Consider the following 20,009-nt stretch of genomic DNA (forward strand, 5'->3'; position numbering starts at 1 on the left):
ATAAAGGCGACGCGGTGTCACTGAACAACCGCATCGATCCCGTCGCGAGCAAGCCCGCACCCACAGAGGTGTGGGGTTATTTGGGGGCCGTATCCTCGATATGGGCGCGCACGATGGCGTCGAAGTCCGGGTCGGCGGTAAAGCCCAGTGCCCGGGCGCGAGGGGCCTGGACCTTGCTCGGCCAGCTTTCGACGATGCGCTGGATGGTGGCGTCCGGCTCCCAGCGAATCAGTTGGGTGACGTCCTCACCGGCGACCCGTTGCAGCGCCGAGACCATGTCCGCCACGGTGGTGGTCACACCCGGCAGCGGGATGATGCGTTCGTTGCCCAGGGTTTGCGGCGACAGGGTCATGCCCAGCAACATCGATTCGATAATGCGACGCGGCGAGGTCAGGTACACCTGGGTGTCCGGGCGCACCGGGCAGACGGCAGGCAGGCCTGCCAGCGGTTCGCGGATGATCGAGCTGAAGAAGGTCGATGCCGCTTTGTTCGGCTTGCCGGGGCGCACGGCCACCGTTGGCAGGCGCAGCACGCGGCCATCGACAAAGCCCTTGCGCGCATAGTCGGCCACCAGCAGTTCGCCCACGGCTTTTTGCATGCCGTAGGAGGACTGAGGGGTGAGTACGGTGTTGTCATCGACCACAGGCGGCAGCGTGCCGCCAAATACGGCGAAGCCGCTGGCATACACAAAGCGCGGTGCGTTGCCCTGTTTGCGCAGGGTTTCGAGCAGCAACATCAGGCCGTGCAGGTTGACCTGCATGCCGAGGTCGAAATCCGCCTCGGCAGCCGAGCTGACCACCGCTGCCAGGTGCCATACCAGATCCACGCCGTCAGTCACCCGGGCGATGACTTCAGGGTCAGCCACATCACCGGTCACCAGTTCGATGCGCGGATCACTGGGCAGGTCTTCGCCCGCAAAGGCATCAAACAGCACGATGCGTTCAATGGCACGAGGTGCCTGGCCTTCGAGGGTCAGGGTGTTCAGGTCAAGCAGACGCTGAGCCAGTTGCTTGCCGATAAAGCCGGTACCGCCGGTGATTAGAATTCTCATGTACAGCCCCTGTTTCTTATAGTTGTTTGAGCGGTGAATCAGTCGGCCTGCACGGTGCGCTGGCGCTGTTCGCCCAGGCCGCTGATGCCCAGGCGCATTTCCTGACCCGGGCGCAGATAGACCGGCGACGGCTTGACGCCCAGGCCCACACCCGGTGGCGTACCGGTGGAAATCACATCGCCTGGTTGCAGCGACATGCAGCGGCTCAGGTAGGCAATCAATGCCGGGATCTGGAACACCATCGTGCGGGTATTGCCGTTCTGGTAGCGCTGTCCATCTACCTCTAGCCACAGGTCGAGCTGGTGTGGATCGGTGATTTCATCACGGGTCACCAGCCACGGGCCGAGGGGGCCGAAGGTGTCGAACCCCTTGCCCTTGTCCCAGGTGCCGCCACGCTCCAGCTGCCATTCGCGTTCGGACACATCGTTGATCACGCAGTAACCGGCCACGTGTTCCAGTGCGTTGTGTTCGTTGATATTGCGGCCGCCCTTGCCGATCACCACGCCCAACTCGACTTCCCAGTCGGTCTTGGTCGAGTCGCGGGGAATTTCTACGTTATCGTTCGGGCCGCAGATGGCGCTGGTCCATTTACTGAACACCACCGGTTCCGACGGCACGGCCAGACCGGACTCTGCGGCGTGGTCCGCATAGTTGAGACCGATGCAGATGAACTTGCCGACCTGGCCGACACAGGCGCCGATACGGGGCGAACCACTGACCAGCGGCAGGGTGGCGGGGTCGATCTTGCTGAGTGCGGCCAGGCTTTCGGGGTTGAGCGCGGAGCCTGCGACATCGGCGATGTGCGCCGACACATCACGGATATTGCCTTGAGCATCCAGCAGACCGGGTTTTTCCTGACCTTTATCGCCGTAGCGCAGCAGTTTCATAAAAGCTCCTTTATCCAAATAAGAAGAGTGCAGCCATTTCCTATAGCCGCTGCCGCAGGCCCTTCAAAAGCGGGGTAGCTGCGCTACCCATCGCAGCCTTCGGCAGCGACTACAGTGAGTCTGGTTTCAGTTGCTCATCCCGCCATCAATCACCTGGGTCGTGCCGGTGGTGTAACTGCTGGCATCGCTGGCCAGGTACAGCGCCAACCGGGCGATTTCTTCAGCGTTGCCAATGCGGCCCATGGGCTGGCGGTCGACGAAAGCCTGGTACACCTCGGCTTCGGAGCGCCCTTGCTCAAGTGCCTGCTGGGCGATGCGCTGGCGCAGCGACGGGGAGTCCACCGTGCCGGGGCAAATGGCGTTGCAGCGAATGCCCTGGCCTACGTAGTCGGCGGCCACCGATTTGGTCAGGCCGATCACGGCGGCTTTGCTGGCGGTGTAGGCAAAGCGGTTGGGCACACCTTTGACGCTGGAGGCCACCGAAGCCATGTTGATGATCGAGCCACCACCGTTGCTCAACATGCCTGGCAAGAAGGCACGGATCATCCGGTACATGGCCGTTACGTTGAGGTCGAAAGAGAATTGCCAGGCCTGTTCGTCGCACTCAAGGACGGCACCGCTGTGCACGTAACCGGCGCAGTTGAACAGCACGTCCACGTTGCCCACCTGTTGGCAGATCGCGTCAATGTCCGAGGCACGGGTCACGTCCAGAGACAGGGTTTGAATGCCGGGAATGTCGTGCAATGCTTCGATATGCAGGTCGGTGGCGATGACCTGAGCGCCGGCATCCCGAAAGGCCAGTACCGATGCGCGGCCTATGCCCTGCGCTGCAGCGGTGATCAGAACGCGTTTGTTGGCTAGGTTCATGACAAGAGTCCGTTGTTATTATTTGGCGCAACCCCTTCACACTAAAGTTGCTTTGCGATAATCGCCAATGAGATATTCTCAGGACTTAATAACCGGAGGTTATCGGATGGCGGATGTCGGGTTTAACCAACTGTGCAACTGGCTGCGGTTTCGCCATTTGGTGCTTATCGACACGCTGGCGCGCACGCAAAACATGCATGCCACCGCGCAGGAAATGAGCATCAGCCAGCCAGCAGTCAGCAAGATGCTGCGTGAGATCGAGCACCAATTGGGTTTCGACGTCTTTGCCCGTTTGCCGCGCAGCATGACGCTTACCGATCTGGGTACCCACGTGGCCCGGTTCGCCCAGATCGCGTTGAACGATACCGGCCAGTTCGTCAGCCAGATCAATCATCTGCGCCAGGGCGGGCATGGCCTGCTGAAGGTCGGCACTATCTATGCGGCAACGGCTCTGGCGGTGCCCGCGGCGATTGTGAGGGTCAAGCAGCAGTGGCCGTTGCTCACCGTGCAAGTGCTTGAAGGCACCAGTGCCAACATGCTGACCCTGCTTGAACACAAGGAACTGGACCTGGTGGTGGCCCGGTTTACCCTCGACCGTCACCGTGAACTGTTCGAGTTCCAGGCGCTGGCACCGGAGCCGTTGTGTCTGGTCACCGGCAGTCAGCATCCGTTGGCGGGGGCCAGCGAAGTCCCCCTGGCCGAACTCGGCAGTTGGCCCTGGGTGATTTACCCCACGGGCACACCGATGCGGGCGCGGGTAGAAAAAGCCTTTGTCGAGGCGGGTATGCAAACCCCTGAAAACACCGTGGAAACCGTGTCCCTGCAAACCACGATGCAACTGCTGCAAACAACGCCTGCGGTGGCCATGCTGGCGGAGTCGATGGTCGAGCCGGAAATCCAGGCCGGGCGCTTGACCCGTCTGGCGTTGCCGTTTCCCCTGGTACTGGCGGATTACGGCGTGATTACCCGGCGCAACGAAGTGCCTCAGTGGTCTGCCAAAGCCTTTATCGATGCCCTGTTAAGTGGTCCCGATGCCCTGCGCGGTGCTCGCCAGACATCTTGATAACCCTCAGTTATTAACTGATCCAATCATGTGATTGGGCACAGGCCAGATCGCCCTCTAAAGTGAGCGTCGCCCCACCTGCCGGGTAGGGGCGAAACCGCTCATGAGAGGCGCGAATGAGAACAATAAAAAGCTACAAGACGCTGACAATCTTCTTCCTGTTCCTGATTGGCGTGGTCAACTACCTGGACCGCAGTGCGCTGTCCATCGCCAACACCACTATCCAGAAAGACCTGGCCATCAGCCCGATGCAAATGGGCGTGATGCTCTCTGCATTTTCCATTGCCTACGCCTTCTCCCAACTCCCCCTCGGTGCCTTGATCGACAAGCTGGGCAGCAAGCTGGCACTGGGTGGCTCGCTGGTGGTGTGGTCGGTAGCGCAGGCGGCTTTCGGGCTATTCAGCAGCTACGGCCATCTGGTCGGACTGAGGGTATTGCTGGGGATTGGCGAGGCACCGGTCTTTCCTTCGGCGGCCAAGGCCTTGTCGGAGTGGTTCGACACCCAGGAGCGGGGCACGGCAACCGGCTGGGTGTGGTCCTCGACCTGCATCGGGCCGTGCCTGGCGCCGCCTTTGTTGACCGTATTCATGGTGCATCTGGGCTGGCGCGGGATGTTCATCCTGACCGGTGTGATGGGCCTGTTACTGGCGGTGTGCTGGTTCAAGTTCTACAAAAGCAAAGCGCAATACATGGCCGAAACAGGCCGCGCAGAACCGGTACCGGTGCAGCAGGCCAAGGCGCCGAAAGTGCGCTGGACCTCGCTGTTCAAGGACCGCAATACATGGGGTGCATTCCTCGGGTTCATGGGCGTGATCTACATGATCTGGCTCAACCTCACCTGGCTGCCCGGCTACTTTGAGCGCGAGCATGGCCTGGACCTGTACCGCACGGCCTGGGTGGTATCGCTGGCTTACCTGTTCGGCGCCTTGGGCACCATCGTCGCCGGCAAATGCTGCGACCGCCTGGTGGCGAGGGGCATGCGGGTACTGGCCAGCCGAAAACTGATGGTGATTCTGGGCCTGCTGGGCGGGGCGCTGTTTACCCTGATCGTGGCGTTTACCACCAACGTGGTGGCGTGCGTGATCCTGCTGTGCCTGACCATGTTCTTCATCAACATCTCCAGCGCCACGGCGTGGATGATCGTCAACACCATCGTGCCGTCGGAGCGTGTCGCTTCGTTTGGTTCGATCCAGAACTTTGGCGGTTATCTGGCGGGCTCCATAGCCCCGATCCTGACGGGGTTCAGCGTTCAGCAGAGCGGCTCGTTTTCTTCGGCATTCGTGATCAGTGCGGTGGTGGCTGCGTGTTCGGCTTTCGCCTACTTTGCGCTGCTCAAGGAGCCGAAAGCCCCGCAGGCACCGCAGGCTGCGTTTGTCCCCGCCTGACTGAGAGAGGGTTTGTGGGAGCGGGCTTGCTCGCGATTCGGGCGACACGGTGTCTCTGAACCACCGCGTCGATATCATCGCGAGCAAGCCCGCTCCCACAGGGGGGATAGGTGTTTACCGTTACAACCACGACTCGGTAATGCGTCGGTCCAGCTCTTCCCATTCAGCCATGCCCAGCACCCGGGTGGTGTTCAGGCCGCGCAGGTAGCCCCGCAGTTGATGGGCGCTGGCGTGTCTATCGGCAGTGCGGGTGCTTTCGCTTTGGAGCGCCTCTTCATAAAGGCTCAGGTACTCGTTCACCCGGTCGCGGTACTCGGGCAGTACCGCTTCGCGAATCAGGTCGAAAGTTCTCAGTTTTTGATTGGTATTCACGGGTCACCCTTTGTGAGATTTCGGGCTGTTGTTTTGATTCCAACTGTTTCCCAATGTAGCTCACATGTGACCCGTGTTAATACCCGCCGCTGCGGTCAGCGTGTCGCAGGTGCTGTCACGGACGGTGAATCAACCTGAATGCCGGGTTCTTGTCCGGTTCTTGCGCAGCGGATCAACATCAGCGCGCCCAGCAACGCTGTCCCGGCCAAAAAGTACATGCCTGCATGGGGGTTGTTGAAGTAGCCCTCGGCCCAGGTTTTGACCGTGGGTGCCAGGAAACCACCCAGGTTGCCCAGCGCACCAATCACCGCAATCCCGCTGGCCGCCGCCGCGCCACCCAAAAAGCGGGTAGGCAGTGTCCAGAACAACGGTTGCACGGTAATAAAGCCGGCGGCAGCCACGCAGAACGCCAAAATCACCAGTGGCAGGCTGCCACTCAATGTCGATCCCACCATGCCCACTGCCGCCAATGCCAGCATCAGCGCGGCGAAGCGGGTTTGCTGACCTGTGCGGTCGGCATGGCGGGTCACGATGTACAGCATGCACACGGTGGCAATCCACGGAATTGAAGTCAGTGCGCCGACTTTCAAGCCAATGCCGGTGCCCAGCAACTCGGCGATCCGCGTCGGCAGGTAGAACAGCACCCCATAGACGCTGACTTGAATCGTGAAATAGATCAGGGTGAAGTACAGCACCACCGGGTTGATCAGTGCCGCGCGCCACGACGAAGGGCCCTTGTTGGCCTTGAGCAGGTGTTCTTTTTCCAGTTCGTGTTCGATGACTGCCTTTTCTTCAGGGCTCAGCCACTTGGCGTCGCGGGGTTTGTCGGTCAGGTAGAAGAACGCAAACACGCCGATGATCGAAGCCGCGAGGCCTTCGGTCACAAACATCCATTGCCAGCCGGTGAGGCCGAATTGCGCGGTTTCCAGCAACCAGCCCGACACGGGCCCGCCCACCATCAGCGACACCGGTACGCCGAAATAGTAGATGCCGTAGGCCGAGCCGCGCTGGTTCTGCGGGAACCAGTAGGTCAGGTACAGCACCACCCCCGGCGACAGACCCGCTTCGGCCACGCCCAGCAAAAAACGCAGGATGTAAAAGCTGGTTTCGTCGTGGGCAAACATCATCGCCGCCGACACCAGCCCCCAGGTGACCATGATCCGGCTCAGCCAGATGCGGGCGCCGATCTTGTGCAGCATCAGGTTGCTGGGGACTTCGAACACCGCGTAGCCGATAAAGAAAATCCCCGCGCCCAACGCAAACGCTGCGTTGCTCAGGCCGGTGTCCGCCTGAAAGGCGTGTTTGGCAAAGCCGATGTTGGAACGGTCGATGATGGCCATCGCGAACATCAACGCGACAAAGGGCAGGATGCGCCAGCGAATTTTACTCAGCGCCTGTTGCAGGACGGGGTTGGACATGAGGTGCTCCGATTATTTTTTTTGTGGAGTACAACGGCATTTAAAGGGCTGGCTTGCCTCTGAGAGCGCCACGGGCATAAGCCGCAACGATCACAAAGCAACCCATCGGCAGCAGGTAGGCCACGGCCGTGGAGGTGTGGTCGGCCACCAGGCCCATCACGTAGGGCAGCAGCGCGCCGCCGACAATGGCCATGATCATGAATGAGCTGCCGCGCTTGGTATGCGGCCCGAGGTTTTTCACGCCCATGGCAAACAGCGTCGGGAACATGATCGACATGAAGAAGAACGTCGCCACCAGCGCCACCACCGACAGGCCTTCAATCCCCGTCACCACCACCGCGCACAGCCCGACGTTGATCAATGCGTAGATCAGCAGCAGACGCTGGGCGTTGACGCGGCCCATCAGCCAGGTGCTGAAGAACCGGCCAAACATGAAGCTGAGCATCGCCACCGAGAGCAAATACGCGGCTTGCTGGCTGCTCATGTGTGCCCAGTGTTCGGTGACGTAGTTGATGAAAAAAGCACCCACGCCGACCTGGGCGCCCACATAGAAAAACTGGGTGATCACCCCTGTGACGAACTCGCGGTGCTGCCACAGGGTTTTGTGGTCGTGCTGCCCGGCTTGCACTTCCTGCTCGCGCAGGTCGGGCAACGGGGTGCGGGCGATCAGCACCGCCACCAGCAACACCAGTGCGGCAATCACCAGGTAGGTCATTTGCAGCGATTGGGTGGTGTCGGTGCTGTTGGCGCCACTGAAGAACAGTGCGCCGCCAATCAACGGTCCGAAGAACTGCCCCAGGCCGTTGAATGACTGTGCCAGGTTCAAGCGTCGCTCGGCACCGGCGGGCTCACCCAATACCGTGGCATACGGGTTGGCGGCGGTTTCCAGGCAACCCAGGCCGCAGGCGATTACAAACAGGGCGAACAGAAAGAACTGAAAGCTCTGTGCGGCAGCGGCTGGCATGAACAGCAGGGCGCCGGTGGCGTAGAGGCACAGGCCCAGCAAAATACCGGCCTTGTAGCCGTATCGGTCCATGATGAAGCCGGCAGGCAGGGCGATCAGAAAGTACGCCCCGAAGTACGCGCTTTGCAGCAGGCCTGACTGGGCCTTGCTGACGTGCAGGGTTTCCTGAAAGTGTTTGTTCAGTACATCGAGCAGGCCATAGGACAGCCCCCACAGGAAAAACAGGCAGGTCACCAGAATCAGTGCCCAGCGATAGGACGTAACCGCCCGGGTAAAGGACGGCTCTGCGACGTTCGAGTGCTTGAGTGACATGACGCATCTCCTTTTTATTGTTGTGTGCGACTTGCATGGTTCTGTGTGGAAGCGGGTCAGGATGAGTGTTTCAAACTGAATATCCGGCTCATTGGCGCCCATTTTTCATGGGGCAAGGTCCAGGGTGTGGGCTGTTGGAAGCGCCACATCAGTGCCTCCCATTCCTGCACCCTGGGGTCGCTGGCGCTGGCCCGTTCAAAAGCTTCAGTGCTGAAGCCGGGGGCGGTGTCCATGACCATGAACAACCGGGTGCCCAGGCGCCAGATCTGCATGTCCAGTACGCCGTGCTGGCGCAGGTGGGCGCTGATCTGCGGCCAGATGTGCCGGTGCAGGCGCTCGTACTCGGCGATCAATGCCGGGTCGTCCTTGAGGTCCAGCGCCAGGCACTGGTGAGTCATGTCAGCGCCCGGTCCAGGTGGGTGTAGCCACCGTCCACCACCAGCCATTGCCCGGTGGTGTGGGAGGCACGCGAGGACAGCAGAAACAGCACGCTGTCGGCGATCTCCGAGGCCGTGGTCATGCGTTGGCCGAAGGGGATTTTTTCGACGATGCTCGAAAGCTTGGCCTTCGGGTCGGCGAACGTGTCGATCCAGCGCTCATACAGTGGGGTCATGACTTCTGCCGGGATCACCGCATTGACCCGAATCCCGTCGGCCAGCAACGAAGTGGCCCATTCGCGGGTCAACGACAGTTGCGCGCCCTTGGCCGCGGTATAACCGCTGGTGCCGCCTTGCCCGGTGAGGGCCGTCTTGGAGCTGATGTTGACGATGGCCCCGCGAGTGGCCTTGAGCGCGTCGACACACAAGTGGGTCATCACGTAGTAATGGATGAGGTTCTTTTCCAGGGAATCGACAAAGGCCGAGCGCCCGGCCTCAAGGCCTACGCTGTCGTTGACCCCGGCGTTGTTGACCAGCCCGTCGATGCGTCCAAAGCGTTGCAGCACCGTCGCGACCGCTGCGCGGCAGGCGTCTTCGTCACGCAGTTCGACCTGGATGAACAGGCTCGGCGTACCGCGTAGATCCAGTTGCCGTGCCAGTTCATCGGACAGTGGGCTGTGACCGAAAATCACCGGTATCGCGCCTTCGTCGGCCAGCCCCAGGGAGATGGCCGCGCCAATCCCCGAACCGCCGCCAGTGACGATAAAAACCTTGTCTTGCAGATACAGATTCATGGAGTCGATCCCTCTATGTTGTAGACGCGGCACGCCGTGCCACCCCAAATGGCCGCGTCTTGCGACACGCTGGCGAGCACGTCGCAGGTGTGTGCGTATTCGCTGGCCAGCAGGCACACCGGCCAGTCGGAGCCGAACATCAAGCGGTCGGGGCCGAACAGTTCCAGTGCGGTGTGCAAATAAGGCGTCAGTTGCCCGCTGTGCCAGTCTTGCCAATGGGCTTCGGTGATCAGCCCCGACAGCTTGCAACTGACGTGGGGCAAGGCAGCCAGCGGCGCGAGCTGTTTGGCCCAGGCCTTTAAATGGTTGGCCTGCACATCGGGTTTGCCCAGGTGGTCGAGCACCAGATGATGCTGATCGTGTTGTCGGCACAGTGCCGTTGCCGCCCCCAGATCCTGGGCCTTGATCAGCACTTCATAGACCAGGCCCTGGCGCTGCAAGGTGCTCAGCCCCCGGTTGAACGCCGGGTTCTGCATGAAACCGGCCGGTGAGTCTTCGTCTTGCAGTTGATGCCGAAAACCACGCAATGCCGGTGCCTGCGCCCAGCGCTCCAGGGACTGTTCAAGATCCCCCGCGCACAGGTCGACCCAACCCACCACGGCGCGAATCCACGGGTAACGCTCAGCCAACAGCAACAATTGATCGGTTTCGCCGGTACAGGCCCGGGCCTGCACGGCAATGCAGCCGTCAAGCCCGGCCGCATCCAGCAGCGGGCGCAGGTCTTCAGGCTCAAAGTTGCGGCGCAAAGCGTCCATGCCGTGACCTATCCAGGGATAGCTGGCCGGGTCATAGCGCCAGAAGTGCTGGTGGGCATCGAGCCGTAGTGAGTGTAAGGACGACATTATTATTGTGCTCCGCCCGTGGGTTCAGCCCCGGTACCGATACTGCTCGCGGGACGCTGCTTTCATCTGGATCGAGAAGCCCGGCGCCTGGGGTGGCATATAGGCCGCGTTGCGAATCACGCACGGGTCTTCAAAGTGCTCATGCAGATGGTCGACAAACTCCACCACCCGGCCTTCGTGAGTCCCGGCGATGCACAGGTAATCGATCATCGACAGGTGCTGCACGTATTCGCACAAACCTACGCCACCCGCATGGGGGCACACGGGCAGGTTGTATTTGGCGGCCATCAGCATCACGGCCAGCACTTCATTGACCCCTCCGAGACGGCAGGCGTCGATCTGCACCACATCAATGGCTTCGCGCATGATCAGTTGCTTGAACACGATACGGTTCTGGCACATCTCACCGGTTGCGACCTTGACCGGGGTAACGCCCAGGCGGATCTTGCGATGACCTTCCACGTCGTCCGGGCTGGTGGGTTCTTCGATAAACCACGGGTTGGCAAATGACAGCTCGCGCACCCAGTCAATGGCCTCGTCCACTTCCCATACCTGATTGGCGTCGATCATCAACTGGCGATCCGGCCCCAACACCTCGCGTGCGATACGCACGCGGCGGATGTCGTCCTGCAGGTCATGGCCGACCTTCAGTTTGACGTGGCTGAAGCCTGCATCCACCGCCTCCTGGCACAGCCTGCGCAGTTTGTCATCGGCATAACCGAGCCACCCGGCCGAGGTGGTGTAGCAGGGGTAGCCGTCAGCTTCGAGCGAAGCCAGGCGCTCGGCCTTGCCCTGGGCGCGTTCGCGCAACAACGTGAGGGCTTGTGCCGGGGTTATGCAGTCGGTGATGTAGCGAAAATCAATGCAGCGCACCAGTTCTTCGGGGCTCATGTCGGCCACCAGGCGCCACACGGGTTTGCCTTCTGCCTTGGCCCACAGGTCCCAGGCGGCATTGACCACCGCGCCAGTGGCCAGGTGAATGGCGCCCTTGTCCGGGCCGATCCAGCGCAGTTGGCTATCGCTGGTGACGTGGCGCCAGAAGCGGCCCATGTCTTCGGCGATCCATTCCAGCTTCAACCCCACCAGCAGGCTGGACAGGGCCTTGATCGAGGCGCAGCAGATTTCATTGCCACGGCCGATGGTGAAGGTCAGGCCATGGCCTTCAAGGCCCGGGGTGTCGGTTTCGAGGATGACATAGGCCGCCGAGTAGTCCGGGTCCGGGTTCATCGCGTCAGAACCGTCGAGCGATTGCGAGGTGGGGAAGCGGATGTCTTCAACCCGTACGGCAGTAATCGTGGTCATGGTGCAGCTCCCTGTCAGTCGGCATTCACGGTGCGTTGCTGTTGTTCGCCCAGCCCGCTGATACCCAGGCGCATGGTCTGGCCTGCGCGCAGGTACACGGGTTCGGGCTTGATGCCCAGGCCGACACCTGGCGGGGTGCCGGTGGAAATCACGTCGCCCGGTTGCAGGCTCATGAACTGGCTGAGGTAGCTGATGATTTTCGGGATCTGGAAAATCATCGTCCGCGTGTTGCCGTTCTGGTAGCGCTTGCCGTCCACTTCCAGCCACAGGTCGAGCTGGTGCGGGTCGGCGATTTCATCACGGGTCACCAGCCACGGCCCAAGCGGGCCGAAGGTGTCGCAGCCCTTGCCTTTGTCCCAGGTGCCGCCCAGCTCCAGCTGGAACTCACGCTCGGACACGTCGTTGATCACGCAATATCCAGCCACATGCTCAAGGGCATCGCTTTCGCTGATGTAGCGACCGCCTTTGCCGATGACCACGCCCAGTTCGACTTCCCAGTCGGTTTTGCGCGAGTTGCGCGGGATTTCAACGTTGTCGTTGGGGCCGACAATGGCGCTGGTCCATTTGCTGAACACCACAGGCTCGGCGGGGATGGCGGCGCCGGTTTCGGCAGCATGGTCGGCGTAGTTGAGGCCGATGCAGATAAATTTGCCGACCTGACCAACGCAGGCGCCGATACGTGGGGAGCCCTCAACCAGTGGCAGGGTCGAGGGGTCGATATCTTGCAGGCGGGCAATGCTTTCGGGGCTCAGGGTTTGGCCTGCGATGTCTGCGACCACTGCGGACAAGTCGCGCAGTTGACCGTTGTTGTCGAGCAGGGCAGGGCGTTCCTGACCTTTGTCACCGTAGCGCAGCAGTTTCATAAACAATCCTTTTTGGAAGGGGTAGGGCCCTGTGGAAGCGAGCAAGCCCGCTCCCACGAGAGCAAAGTCAAAAGCGATGGCGTCAGTTGCTCCAGCCGCCATCAATGATTTGTGCCGTGCCGGTGGTGAAGCCGCTGGCACTCGATCCCAGGTACAGCGCCAACTGGGCGATTTCTTCGGCGGTGCCGATGCGGCCCATGGGCTGGCGCGCAGCAAAGGCGGCGTACACCTCGTCGACACTGCGGCCTTCGCGCAGAGCCTGTTCGCTGATGCGCTGGCGCAGGGAAGGGGAGTCGACGGTGCCGGGGCAGATGGCGTTGCAACGGATGTTCTGGCTCACAAAATCAGCCGCCACTGAACGGGTCAGGCCAATGACCGCGCCTTTGCTGGCGCAGTAGGCAAAGCGGTTGGGCACGCCTTTGACGCTGGAGGCCACCGAGGCCATGTTGATGATCGAACCGCCGCCGTTGCCCAGCATGCCCGGCAAGAAAGCGCGGATCATGCGGTACATGGCGGTCACGTTGAGGTCCAGGGCGAAGCTCCAGTCCTTTTCGCTGCATTCCAGAATATTGCCGCTGTGAACCACGCCCGCGCAGTTGAACAGCACATCCAGCGGGCCAAGTGTTTTGGCCAGGCGCTCGATGGCAGCGGCGTCGGTGACGTCCAGGAGATGAGTGTGCGCGCCTTCAAGGGCGTCGAGGGCGGCGGCATTGATGTCGGCGGCGAAGACTTCGGCGCCAGCGGCGAGATACGCCTGGACACTGGCCTGGCCAATACCCTGAGCGGCCGCAGTGATCAGCACGCGTTTGCCGGAAAGATCCATGGGTGCTCCATTGCGATGTTGTTGTTTTTGTCGTTATAGGTCTAATGGTCAGGCCATTGCGAGCGTAACAAATGGCAAAACGACGCAAGTGTGTGGATAAGGTTTGCTATGATCGCTTTACGTTATCCGTCCAATGGTCAGGCCATTGGTCCTTTTGTAGCATGCACCTCAAGCTTCAACAAGCGCCTTTTTTTGCCAAACGAGCTTGTCGAAGGCTGTCCTTACCAGAGCTTATTTCCTTATGCCATTTCAAGTTATTGATAATCAAAGGCTTTATCGGCAAATCGCTGATCAGCTACGGGCCTTGATCGACAGCGGTGAATTTCCGCCGGGCAGCCGCTTGCCGGCTGAGCGGGAGTTGGCCAAGTTGCTGGGCGTGAGTCGCGCTTCGGTGCGCGAGGCGATGATTGCGCTGGAAGTCATCGGCCTGGTGGATGTGCGCGTGGGTAACGGAGTGCTGGTCTGTGAGCCTCCGGTGCAGGAGGTGTCCGATGAGCCGGTGATGGCCCAGGCCACCCGCAATCAGTGGAAAGAACTGGACCCCGAACTGGGCATCGAAGTTGATTTCAGCGCTGAAATCCCGCCGTTCGCCTTGCTTCAGGCCCGGCGCCTGATCGAGCCCGAGGCCGCTGCACTGGCGGCGGTGAATGCCAGTGACGAAGAATTGGCGGGCATCCGCGAGGCGTTCGAACGCAACGTGCAGGACAATCGCGAAGACTCCCATACCCACCCGGGCGACCGCCTGTTCCATATCCGCATCGCCCAGGCCTCGGACAACCCGGCCTATGCGCTGATGATCCAGCATTTGCTGGGGCACCGTTACGGCAGCATGTTCCAGCGTTTGCAAAGCCATTACACCCCGGACGACATGATTCATCGTTCGGAAAATGAACACCGGCGCGTGCTGCAAGCGCTGGAGCAGCACGACCCGGAGGCTGCGCGTCAGGCCATGGCCGAGCACCTGGATGAGGTGATCCGCATCTTCACCCGCAGTGCTCGCTGACGCTCAATCGACAGCCGGGTCGGCTTGGGATAATTCCTACGTTTAAGGGGAAATTTCCTAGGTAACTATCCTGTTGTCTCCGGGACAATTGACCTACACCGTTTTTCGATGGGTCAACCTGATGTCTGGTCATTCACTGCGTATCCTGATTTTGGAAGATGACGACTTCCAGCGCGCCGTAGCGGTGAGCCTGTTTCGCTCGCTGGGCTGTCATGAAGTGTTTGAGGCCAGCGATGGCAGTGAGGCGCTGGCGGTTCTTGAGCAGGCAGGTGCGGTGGATATCGCCGTCTGCGATTTGCAGATGGAAGGCATGGACGGTCTGGCCTTTTTGCGCCGGGTGGGCAAGTCGGGGCAAGTCAAAGCCATCATCATCAGCAGTGCCCTGTCGGCTGACTTGCGCCGCACGGCGCGTCAGATCGTTACCCTTTTGGGGTTGGAGTTGCTGGGTGATGTCGGCAAGCCGCTGCACGCCGAAGTGCTTGGGCCTCTGCTGGCAAAGTATCAGGGCGCCTGCACCACCGAGAAAACGCCCGGCAGTAAGGTGCAACTGGCCTGTGAAGACGAGGTGCGCCAGGCCCTGGCCCTGCAGCAACTGCAGGCCTGGTACCAACCCAAGTTCAACCTGCAGACCGGCGAGGTGTGTGGTGTTGAGGTGCTGTGTCGCTGGCAGCACCCGAGTAAAGGGGTGCTGCCCCCGGCCATGTTTATCCCGGTGCTGGAGCGCTGCGGGTTGATGGACGACATGTTGTTTGCCCAACTGGATCAGGCGTTGAGACTGCAAGAGCAAGCCAGGATTCAGGGCTTTCCCTTGAACATGGCGTTCAACCTGCAAACCGCGCAATTGGCCAATAACCAGCTGACTTACACCCTCAAGGGCATCCTGACCCGGCATGCGACGCCAGGCTCCAGGCTGACCTTCGAACTGACCGAGAACGGACTGCTGCAAGCGCCAGCCGCCAGCCTGGAGAACCTGGTACGCCTGCGAATGATGGGCTGCCGGTTATCGATCGACGACTTTGGAACCGGGTTTTCCTCGCTGCAACGGCTGTGTCAGTTGCCATTTAATGAAATCAAGCTCGACGCCGGGTTTGTTCGCCACCTGGAGCATGAACCGCGCTGCGAAGCGGTGATCGCCAACACCCTGGCCCTGGGTAAAACCCTGGGCCTGTCGGTGGTCATTGAAGGGATCGAAACCGAGGCCCAGTTTCAGCGCTTGCTGACAATGGGGTGCGTTGAAGGGCAGGGCTACTGGTTTGCACGACCCATGAGCGGACAGGACTTGCTGCACTGGTTGCAACAACGTGAAGCCAGTCCTGGCGCTGAGGTTTCAACGGCGCCGGATCACTCGAATGAGTACGGCGTCAGTGCAGTCGGGTCGATGTTCTGATCCACGGTGGCCATCGCATCCTTGAGCGGGCAAAGCAGGCCGACGCTGGTTTTACGGCAGTCCCCGGCGCTGTTGAAATCACGCTTGAGCGGTTTTTGGGCGCCGGTCAGCTGCGTCAGGTTGCGGATCTGATCCATTGACTGCGCCTCAAAGGCAATGCGCAGAAAGTACTCGCCGGTTTTGACTTCCTTGTAGCGTTCAAACTGCAGCGTACCGACGGGCGGGATATTGTTCTCGATGTAGTCCCCCAGCTTCCAGCCGAAGCCGAGCATGGTGCGCAGGTAGGCGATATTGGTGTCGTGGGCCACGAGCAGCATCAGCGGCACATCAGGCGGGATGCTTTGCCCGTCTTTTTGGGCCAGCGGGGTGCCTTGCTTGAGTTCCAGCGAAATCTGGTTCATCAGCTCTGACGCACCGCGACTGGCGATATAAGGGATGTCATTGAGGTAGTCGTACTTGGCTTTGGTCAGCACCATCAGGCTGGACACTTGGGCTGCGGTACGACCGTTGCCGAACGCGACTTTATCCAGTGGCAAGCCCTGGCTGTATTCCAGGCGGAACACTTCGCCCATGTTGGCGCCCGCGCTCAGGCCCTTGATCGAGAAGCGGCCCTTGGCGTTTTGTTCAAGGGTCCAGGCTTGTTTGCCATAGGGGCAGTCAGCCCCGGGCAGGCAGGCGACTTCCCTGAGTTTTTCTTCAAAGGGTTGGTAGCGCGCCTGTGCCGCTTCGACGCTGCCACCCAGGGCTTTGAGGATTTCGGCTTTGGCTTTCACCGGGTCAAGGGCGGCAAAGGGCATTTCATTGGCCTGGAACAAGGCGTCCTGATTGCCGCTGACATAGGTCGGTTGCAGCCCGCAGCCGGGGAACATGCCATCGAGCAGGGCCTGTGCGGTGGCCTTGGTGCGCTGCAGGGGGCTGGCGTGTACCAGCAACTGGCTGGCATCCGGGCAACCCTTGGGGATCAGTCCGGCGGTGCGCAGTACCTCCCCGCGGTAGCGGCCCATTTCGACAGCACCGGTATAGCCGTGGCCGGTCAAGTTGCCCAAGGGCACAAGCCAGGTTGGCCATTGGCGCTGAGTGACGGAGGTCAGCAGTTTTTCATTGGATTGGGTGGGAGGTCGCACGCCATGACGGCTGACTTGCACGACTTTATCCAGCACATAGCCATCGCTTGTGGGGGTTTGGGCGAAGGCTGCAGGGCTGAGCAGGCTGGCCAGCAGCAGGCTGGTGTAGAGAGGGGGCAGCGGCTTCATGGTTTTTCCTTTTGGTCTTCCTGACACGGTGGGCAAAGAGCTTAGACAGTTATCGGGTAAACACCGCACAACCTGGCGTATTGGCTCTGTGGGAGCGGGCTTGCTCGCGATAGTATCGACGCGGTGTACCTGGTGGACCGCGCCGCCTGAATCGCGAGCAAGCCCGCTCCCACAATGCCGATACGGTCCATCATCAGCGACTACACAAATCTGGAGCAGGTGCGTATTTTGTACACATTGCCCTCAGTGGCCTGCACAACAAGGAACGTGTCATGACGAGCGATGGCCAGGGCTCACTCGCACAGCGATTGGCGGGTATTGATGAGGTTGAGTGCGTCACGCCCGATCTCAATGGCGTACCCCGTGGCAAGGTGATGACCGCTGCGGGATTTCTCGAAGGTCGGCGCTTGCAGATGGCCCGTGGCGTGCTGTTGCAATGCATCATGGGCGGCTACCCCGAGTCGCGTTTCTATGGCAGCGACGATGGCGACCTGGCCCTGGTGCCAGACCTTGCCCAACTCCATCGCTTGCCCTGGAGTCAGCAGCCCCGTGCCCTGGTCATTTGTGACGCCGATGAGTTCAGCGGTGAAAGCTCGGCGTTGTCGACGCGAGGTCAGTTGAAGGCGGTTATTGCCCGTTACGCGGCCCGCGGTCTGGCGCCGGTGGTGGCGACTGAGCTTGAGTTCTTTGTGTTTGCGCCCAACACCGATCCGACTCAGCCATTCCGTCCGCCTGTGGGGCTCGATGGTCGTCCTGAAGAAGGTTTTTCTGCGTTCAGCATCAGCTCCAATAACGGCTTGCGGCCTTTTTTCAGCGAGGTCTACGCATGCATGGCGGCACTGGGCTTGCCGCGCGACACCTTTATGCACGAGATGGGCGTCAGTCAGTTTGAAATAAACCTGCTGCACGGTGATCCGCTGCTGCTCGCCGACCAGACGTTTTTGTTTAAGCATTTACTCAAGGAAGTCGCCCTCAAGCATGGACTGACCGTTGTGTGCATGGCCAAGCCACTGGCCCACACCGCCGGCAGCTCGATGCACATTCACCAGAGCGTGGTGGAGCTGGGCAGCGGTCGTAATGTGTTCAGCGACGAGGCGGGGCAGCCGACGGCCGCCTTTCGCCACTTTATCGGTGGGCAGCAGGCAGGCATGGCTGACTTCACGGCGCTGTTTGCGCCCAACGTCAATTCCTATCAGCGTCTGTTCCACCCCTATGCCTCGCCGAACAATGCGTGCTGGTCCCACGATAACCGTGCTGCAGGCCTTCGGATCCCGGCCAGCTCACCCGTGGCGCGGCGGGTTGAAAACCGTTTGCCGGGCGCTGACGCCAATCCGTATCTGGCCATTGCCGCCAGCCTTGCGGCAGGGTTATATGGCATTGAGCATGAGCTGGAACCGAGCGCTGCGATTCAGGGCGAATTCGAAGTGCCCCCGGCGCTGTCATTGCCCTGTACCTTGCATGCAGCCCTTGATCGCCTCAAGCGCAGTCAGTTGGCGATTGAACTGTTCGGGGTGGAGTTCATCGAAGGTTACGTTGCGTCCAAGACGCTGGAACTTACCAGCTTCCATGACGAAATAACTCCCTGGGAGCGTCGCGTTCTGGCGGCTCAGGCTTAACTGTTTAAATCTGTGGCACCGGGCCTTGCCCCGGCTGCAGATACAAGGAGCCGCACGGAAAGCCAATGCACCAAATCTGGAAGTCTTTTCGAGCGTTGTACTTTGCCTCGCTGATGATGTTGATCGGCTCTGGCCTCTTGAGTACCTATCTGGCGCTGCGCCTGGCGGCCGACAACGTTGACGGCCTGTGGGTCGGCGCGTTGATGGCGGCCAACTATTTTGGCCTGGTCCTGGGCGGCAAGATCGGCCACCGGCTGATTGCCCGGGTCGGGCATATCCGTGCCTACGCCACCTGCGCCGGTATTGTCGGTGCGGCGGTGCTGTGTCACGGGCTGACGGACTGGTTGCCGGTATGGTTGCTGCTGCGGGTGATCGTCGGTCTGGGCATGATGTGCCAGTACATGGTCATCGAAAGCTGGCTCAATGAGCAGGCCGATGCCAAGCAGCGAGGCGTGGTGTTCAGCCTGTACATGATCGCTTCCTATCTGGGCCTGGTGCTCGGCCAATTGATCCTGGTGATCCATCCGGCCCTGGGGCTCGAATTGCTGATGGTTGTGGCGTTGTGCTTTGCCCTGTGCCTGGTGCCCGTGGCCATGACCCGACGTATTCACCCGGCGCCCCTGCACCCCGCACCGATGGACCCCAAGTTTTTTATCAAGCGTGTACCCCAGTCGTTGATCGCGGTGATGGGCGCGGGCCTGCTGGTGGGTTCGTTCTACGGTCTGGCGCCGCTTTATGCCTCGCAGCAGGGGCTGTCGACCGAGCTGGTCGGTCTGTACATGGGTAGCTGTATTTTTGCCGGGTTGCTGGTGCAGTGGCCATTGGGCTGGTTGTCCGACCGCTATGACCGGCCGTTGCTGATCCGCATCTTCGCCTTCTTGCTGGCGCTGGCCGCATTGCCGCTGGCGATCCTGCCGTCGGTACCGCTGGAGGTGCTGTTTGTGGCCGGAGGCATGGCGGCGTTGATGCAGTTTTGCATCTATCCGCTGGCCGTGGCATTTGCCAATGACCACATTGAGCCGGAGCGTCGAGTGTCGCTGACCGCCATGTTACTGGTGACCTACGGCATTGGGGCGAGTGTGGGACCGCTGGTGGCGGGGGTTCTGATGAAGGTGCTTGGCAGCCACATGCTCTACGCCTTTTTCAGCGTGGCGGGTTTGATCCTGGTGTGGCGAATTCGCCCGAATGCAGTGACCAACCTGCACCAGGTCGATGATGCGCCGCTGCATCACGTGGCAATGCCTGACAGCATGTCCAGTTCACCGCTGGTAGCGGCGCTTGACCCGCGGGTGGATGAGCAGGTGGTGCAGGAGCAGATGGTGGATAACGTGGAGCCGGAGCCGGAGCCGGAGCCGGAGCCGGAGCCGGAGCCAGAACCCAAGCCCTAGACACTTTCCCTGTGGGAGCGGGCTTGCTCGCGAAGGCAGCTC

Annotated in this window: 19 protein-coding genes; 6 read left to right on the forward strand and 13 right to left on the reverse strand. The window is 60.8% G+C overall.

Translation table 11 applies throughout. From position 1 onward, the window contains the following. Window positions 1-76: 76 nt before the first annotated feature. The 3 genes from denD to KO536_RS12580 form a co-directional block, all read right to left on the reverse strand. Complete coding sequence (gene denD / locus KO536_RS12570; protein ID WP_133077330.1) at window positions 77-1,051, reverse strand: D-erythronate dehydrogenase; 975 nt, start codon at window positions 1,049-1,051, stop codon at window positions 77-79. Between the two features lie 38 nt (window positions 1,052-1,089). Continuing rightward, complete coding sequence (locus KO536_RS12575) at window positions 1,090-1,938, reverse strand: ureidoglycolate lyase (RefSeq protein ID WP_133077331.1); 849 nt, start codon at window positions 1,936-1,938, stop codon at window positions 1,090-1,092. Window positions 1,939-2,064: 126 nt separating this feature from the next. After that, window positions 2,065-2,805: an SDR family oxidoreductase gene (locus KO536_RS12580; protein ID WP_133077332.1), complete on the reverse strand. Its 741-nt coding sequence runs from the start codon at window positions 2,803-2,805 to the stop codon at window positions 2,065-2,067. 106 nt (window positions 2,806-2,911) lie between these two features. Between KO536_RS12580 and KO536_RS12585 the strand changes: the two genes are divergently transcribed. Together KO536_RS12585 and KO536_RS12590 are read left to right on the forward strand one after the other, a co-directional pair. Continuing rightward, window positions 2,912-3,868, forward strand: a complete 957-nt coding sequence (locus tag KO536_RS12585) for a LysR family transcriptional regulator (RefSeq protein ID WP_133077333.1) — start codon at window positions 2,912-2,914, stop codon at window positions 3,866-3,868. A gap of 116 nt (window positions 3,869-3,984) precedes the next feature. Further along, window positions 3,985-5,253 (forward strand): MFS transporter, encoded by a 1,269-nt coding sequence (locus KO536_RS12590; protein WP_133077334.1) that lies wholly within the window; start codon window positions 3,985-3,987, stop codon window positions 5,251-5,253. Between the two features lie 120 nt (window positions 5,254-5,373). Here KO536_RS12590 and KO536_RS12595 read toward each other — a convergent pair whose 3' ends face one another. The 9 genes from KO536_RS12595 to KO536_RS12635 all read right to left on the reverse strand — a co-directional run bounded on the left by KO536_RS12595 (window position 5,374) and on the right by KO536_RS12635 (window position 13,320). Next, window positions 5,374-5,625 carry a hypothetical protein gene (locus KO536_RS12595; protein WP_219262044.1) on the reverse strand — a complete coding sequence of 84 codons (252 nt, stop codon included), beginning with the start codon at window positions 5,623-5,625 and terminating at the stop codon, window positions 5,374-5,376. A 95-nt stretch (window positions 5,626-5,720) separates the two neighbouring features. Continuing rightward, window positions 5,721-7,043 (reverse strand): MFS transporter, encoded by a 1,323-nt coding sequence (locus tag KO536_RS12600; RefSeq protein WP_219262045.1) that lies wholly within the window; start codon window positions 7,041-7,043, stop codon window positions 5,721-5,723. A 40-nt stretch (window positions 7,044-7,083) separates the two neighbouring features. Beyond that, a complete protein-coding gene (fucP, locus tag KO536_RS12605) occupies window positions 7,084-8,319 on the reverse strand; it encodes an L-fucose:H+ symporter permease (RefSeq protein WP_133077337.1) in 1,236 nt (411 codons plus the stop codon). A gap of 56 nt (window positions 8,320-8,375) precedes the next feature. Next, window positions 8,376-8,717, reverse strand: coding sequence for an L-rhamnose mutarotase (locus KO536_RS12610; RefSeq protein WP_219262046.1), 342 nt, complete (start codon window positions 8,715-8,717; stop codon window positions 8,376-8,378). After that, window positions 8,714-9,490, reverse strand: coding sequence for an SDR family oxidoreductase (locus tag KO536_RS12615; protein ID WP_219262047.1), 777 nt, complete (start codon window positions 9,488-9,490; stop codon window positions 8,714-8,716). The genes KO536_RS12610 and KO536_RS12615 overlap by 4 nt, the downstream gene beginning before the upstream one ends. Further along, a complete protein-coding gene (locus tag KO536_RS12620) occupies window positions 9,487-10,332 on the reverse strand; it encodes an amidohydrolase (RefSeq protein WP_133077340.1) in 846 nt (281 codons plus the stop codon). The genes KO536_RS12615 and KO536_RS12620 overlap by 4 nt, the downstream gene beginning before the upstream one ends. A 24-nt stretch (window positions 10,333-10,356) precedes the next feature. Further along, window positions 10,357-11,634, reverse strand: coding sequence for an L-fuconate dehydratase (locus tag KO536_RS12625; protein WP_133077341.1), 1,278 nt, complete (start codon window positions 11,632-11,634; stop codon window positions 10,357-10,359). A 14-nt stretch (window positions 11,635-11,648) separates the two neighbouring features. Then, window positions 11,649-12,497 (reverse strand): fumarylacetoacetate hydrolase family protein, encoded by an 849-nt coding sequence (locus KO536_RS12630; protein WP_133077342.1) that lies wholly within the window; start codon window positions 12,495-12,497, stop codon window positions 11,649-11,651. Between the two features lie 82 nt (window positions 12,498-12,579). Beyond that, a complete protein-coding gene (locus KO536_RS12635; RefSeq protein WP_133077343.1) occupies window positions 12,580-13,320 on the reverse strand; it encodes an SDR family oxidoreductase in 741 nt (246 codons plus the stop codon). A 241-nt stretch (window positions 13,321-13,561) separates the two neighbouring features. On the opposite strand from KO536_RS12635, the gene KO536_RS12640 reads away from it, so the two are divergent. Both KO536_RS12640 and KO536_RS12645 read left to right on the forward strand, forming a co-directional pair. Next, window positions 13,562-14,323: a FadR/GntR family transcriptional regulator gene (locus KO536_RS12640; protein ID WP_219262048.1), complete on the forward strand. Its 762-nt coding sequence runs from the start codon at window positions 13,562-13,564 to the stop codon at window positions 14,321-14,323. Window positions 14,324-14,444: 121 nt separating this feature from the next. Beyond that, a complete protein-coding gene (locus KO536_RS12645) occupies window positions 14,445-15,710 on the forward strand; it encodes an EAL domain-containing protein (RefSeq protein WP_133077345.1) in 1,266 nt (421 codons plus the stop codon). Here KO536_RS12645 and KO536_RS12650 read toward each other — a convergent pair. Next, on the reverse strand, window positions 15,665-16,963 hold the full coding sequence (locus KO536_RS12650; protein WP_133077346.1) for a histidine-type phosphatase: 1,299 nt from the start codon (window positions 16,961-16,963) through the stop codon (window positions 15,665-15,667). The genes KO536_RS12645 and KO536_RS12650 overlap by 46 nt on opposite strands. Window positions 16,964-17,337: 374 nt before the next feature. Here KO536_RS12650 and KO536_RS12655 point away from each other — a divergent pair, with 374 nt between their 5' ends. Then, entirely contained in the window at window positions 17,338-18,579 is a 1,242-nt protein-coding gene (locus tag KO536_RS12655) for a glutamine synthetase family protein (protein ID WP_219262114.1), read from the forward strand. 65 nt (window positions 18,580-18,644) lie between these two features. Next, window positions 18,645-19,967, forward strand: coding sequence for an MFS transporter (locus KO536_RS12660; protein ID WP_219262049.1), 1,323 nt, complete (start codon window positions 18,645-18,647; stop codon window positions 19,965-19,967). The last annotated feature ends 42 nt before the right edge of the window (window positions 19,968-20,009 follow it).

Source organism: Pseudomonas sp. NKUCC02_KPG, from assembly GCF_019345465.1.
GTDB lineage: Bacteria > Pseudomonadota > Gammaproteobacteria > Pseudomonadales > Pseudomonadaceae > Aquipseudomonas.

Bases quoted from the DNA above. Each gene is read 5' to 3' on its own strand.
- denD (WP_133077330.1), bottom strand. From the start codon at position 1,051: ATGAGAATTCTAATCACCGGCGGTACCGGCTTTATCGGCAAGCAACTG.
- KO536_RS12575 (WP_133077331.1), bottom strand. From the start codon at position 1,938: ATGAAACTGCTGCGCTACGGCGATAAAGGTCAGGAAAAACCCGGTCTG.
- KO536_RS12580 (WP_133077332.1), bottom strand. From the start codon at position 2,805: ATGAACCTAGCCAACAAACGCGTTCTGATCACCGCTGCAGCGCAGGGC.
- KO536_RS12585 (WP_133077333.1), top strand. From the start codon at position 2,912: ATGGCGGATGTCGGGTTTAACCAACTGTGCAACTGGCTGCGGTTTCGC.
- KO536_RS12590 (WP_133077334.1), top strand. From the start codon at position 3,985: ATGAGAACAATAAAAAGCTACAAGACGCTGACAATCTTCTTCCTGTTC.
- KO536_RS12600 (WP_219262045.1), bottom strand. From the start codon at position 7,043: ATGTCCAACCCCGTCCTGCAACAGGCGCTGAGTAAAATTCGCTGGCGC.
- fucP (WP_133077337.1), bottom strand. From the start codon at position 8,319: ATGTCACTCAAGCACTCGAACGTCGCAGAGCCGTCCTTTACCCGGGCG.
- KO536_RS12610 (WP_219262046.1), bottom strand. From the start codon at position 8,717: ATGACTCACCAGTGCCTGGCGCTGGACCTCAAGGACGACCCGGCATTG.
- KO536_RS12615 (WP_219262047.1), bottom strand. From the start codon at position 9,490: ATGAATCTGTATCTGCAAGACAAGGTTTTTATCGTCACTGGCGGCGGT.
- KO536_RS12620 (WP_133077340.1), bottom strand. From the start codon at position 10,332: ATGTCGTCCTTACACTCACTACGGCTCGATGCCCACCAGCACTTCTGG.
- KO536_RS12625 (WP_133077341.1), bottom strand. From the start codon at position 11,634: ATGACCACGATTACTGCCGTACGGGTTGAAGACATCCGCTTCCCCACC.
- KO536_RS12630 (WP_133077342.1), bottom strand. From the start codon at position 12,497: ATGAAACTGCTGCGCTACGGTGACAAAGGTCAGGAACGCCCTGCCCTG.
- KO536_RS12635 (WP_133077343.1), bottom strand. From the start codon at position 13,320: ATGGATCTTTCCGGCAAACGCGTGCTGATCACTGCGGCCGCTCAGGGT.
- KO536_RS12640 (WP_219262048.1), top strand. From the start codon at position 13,562: ATGCCATTTCAAGTTATTGATAATCAAAGGCTTTATCGGCAAATCGCT.
- KO536_RS12645 (WP_133077345.1), top strand. From the start codon at position 14,445: ATGTCTGGTCATTCACTGCGTATCCTGATTTTGGAAGATGACGACTTC.
- KO536_RS12650 (WP_133077346.1), bottom strand. From the start codon at position 16,963: ATGAAGCCGCTGCCCCCTCTCTACACCAGCCTGCTGCTGGCCAGCCTG.
- KO536_RS12655 (WP_219262114.1), top strand. From the start codon at position 17,338: ATGACCGCTGCGGGATTTCTCGAAGGTCGGCGCTTGCAGATGGCCCGT.
- KO536_RS12660 (WP_219262049.1), top strand. From the start codon at position 18,645: ATGCACCAAATCTGGAAGTCTTTTCGAGCGTTGTACTTTGCCTCGCTG.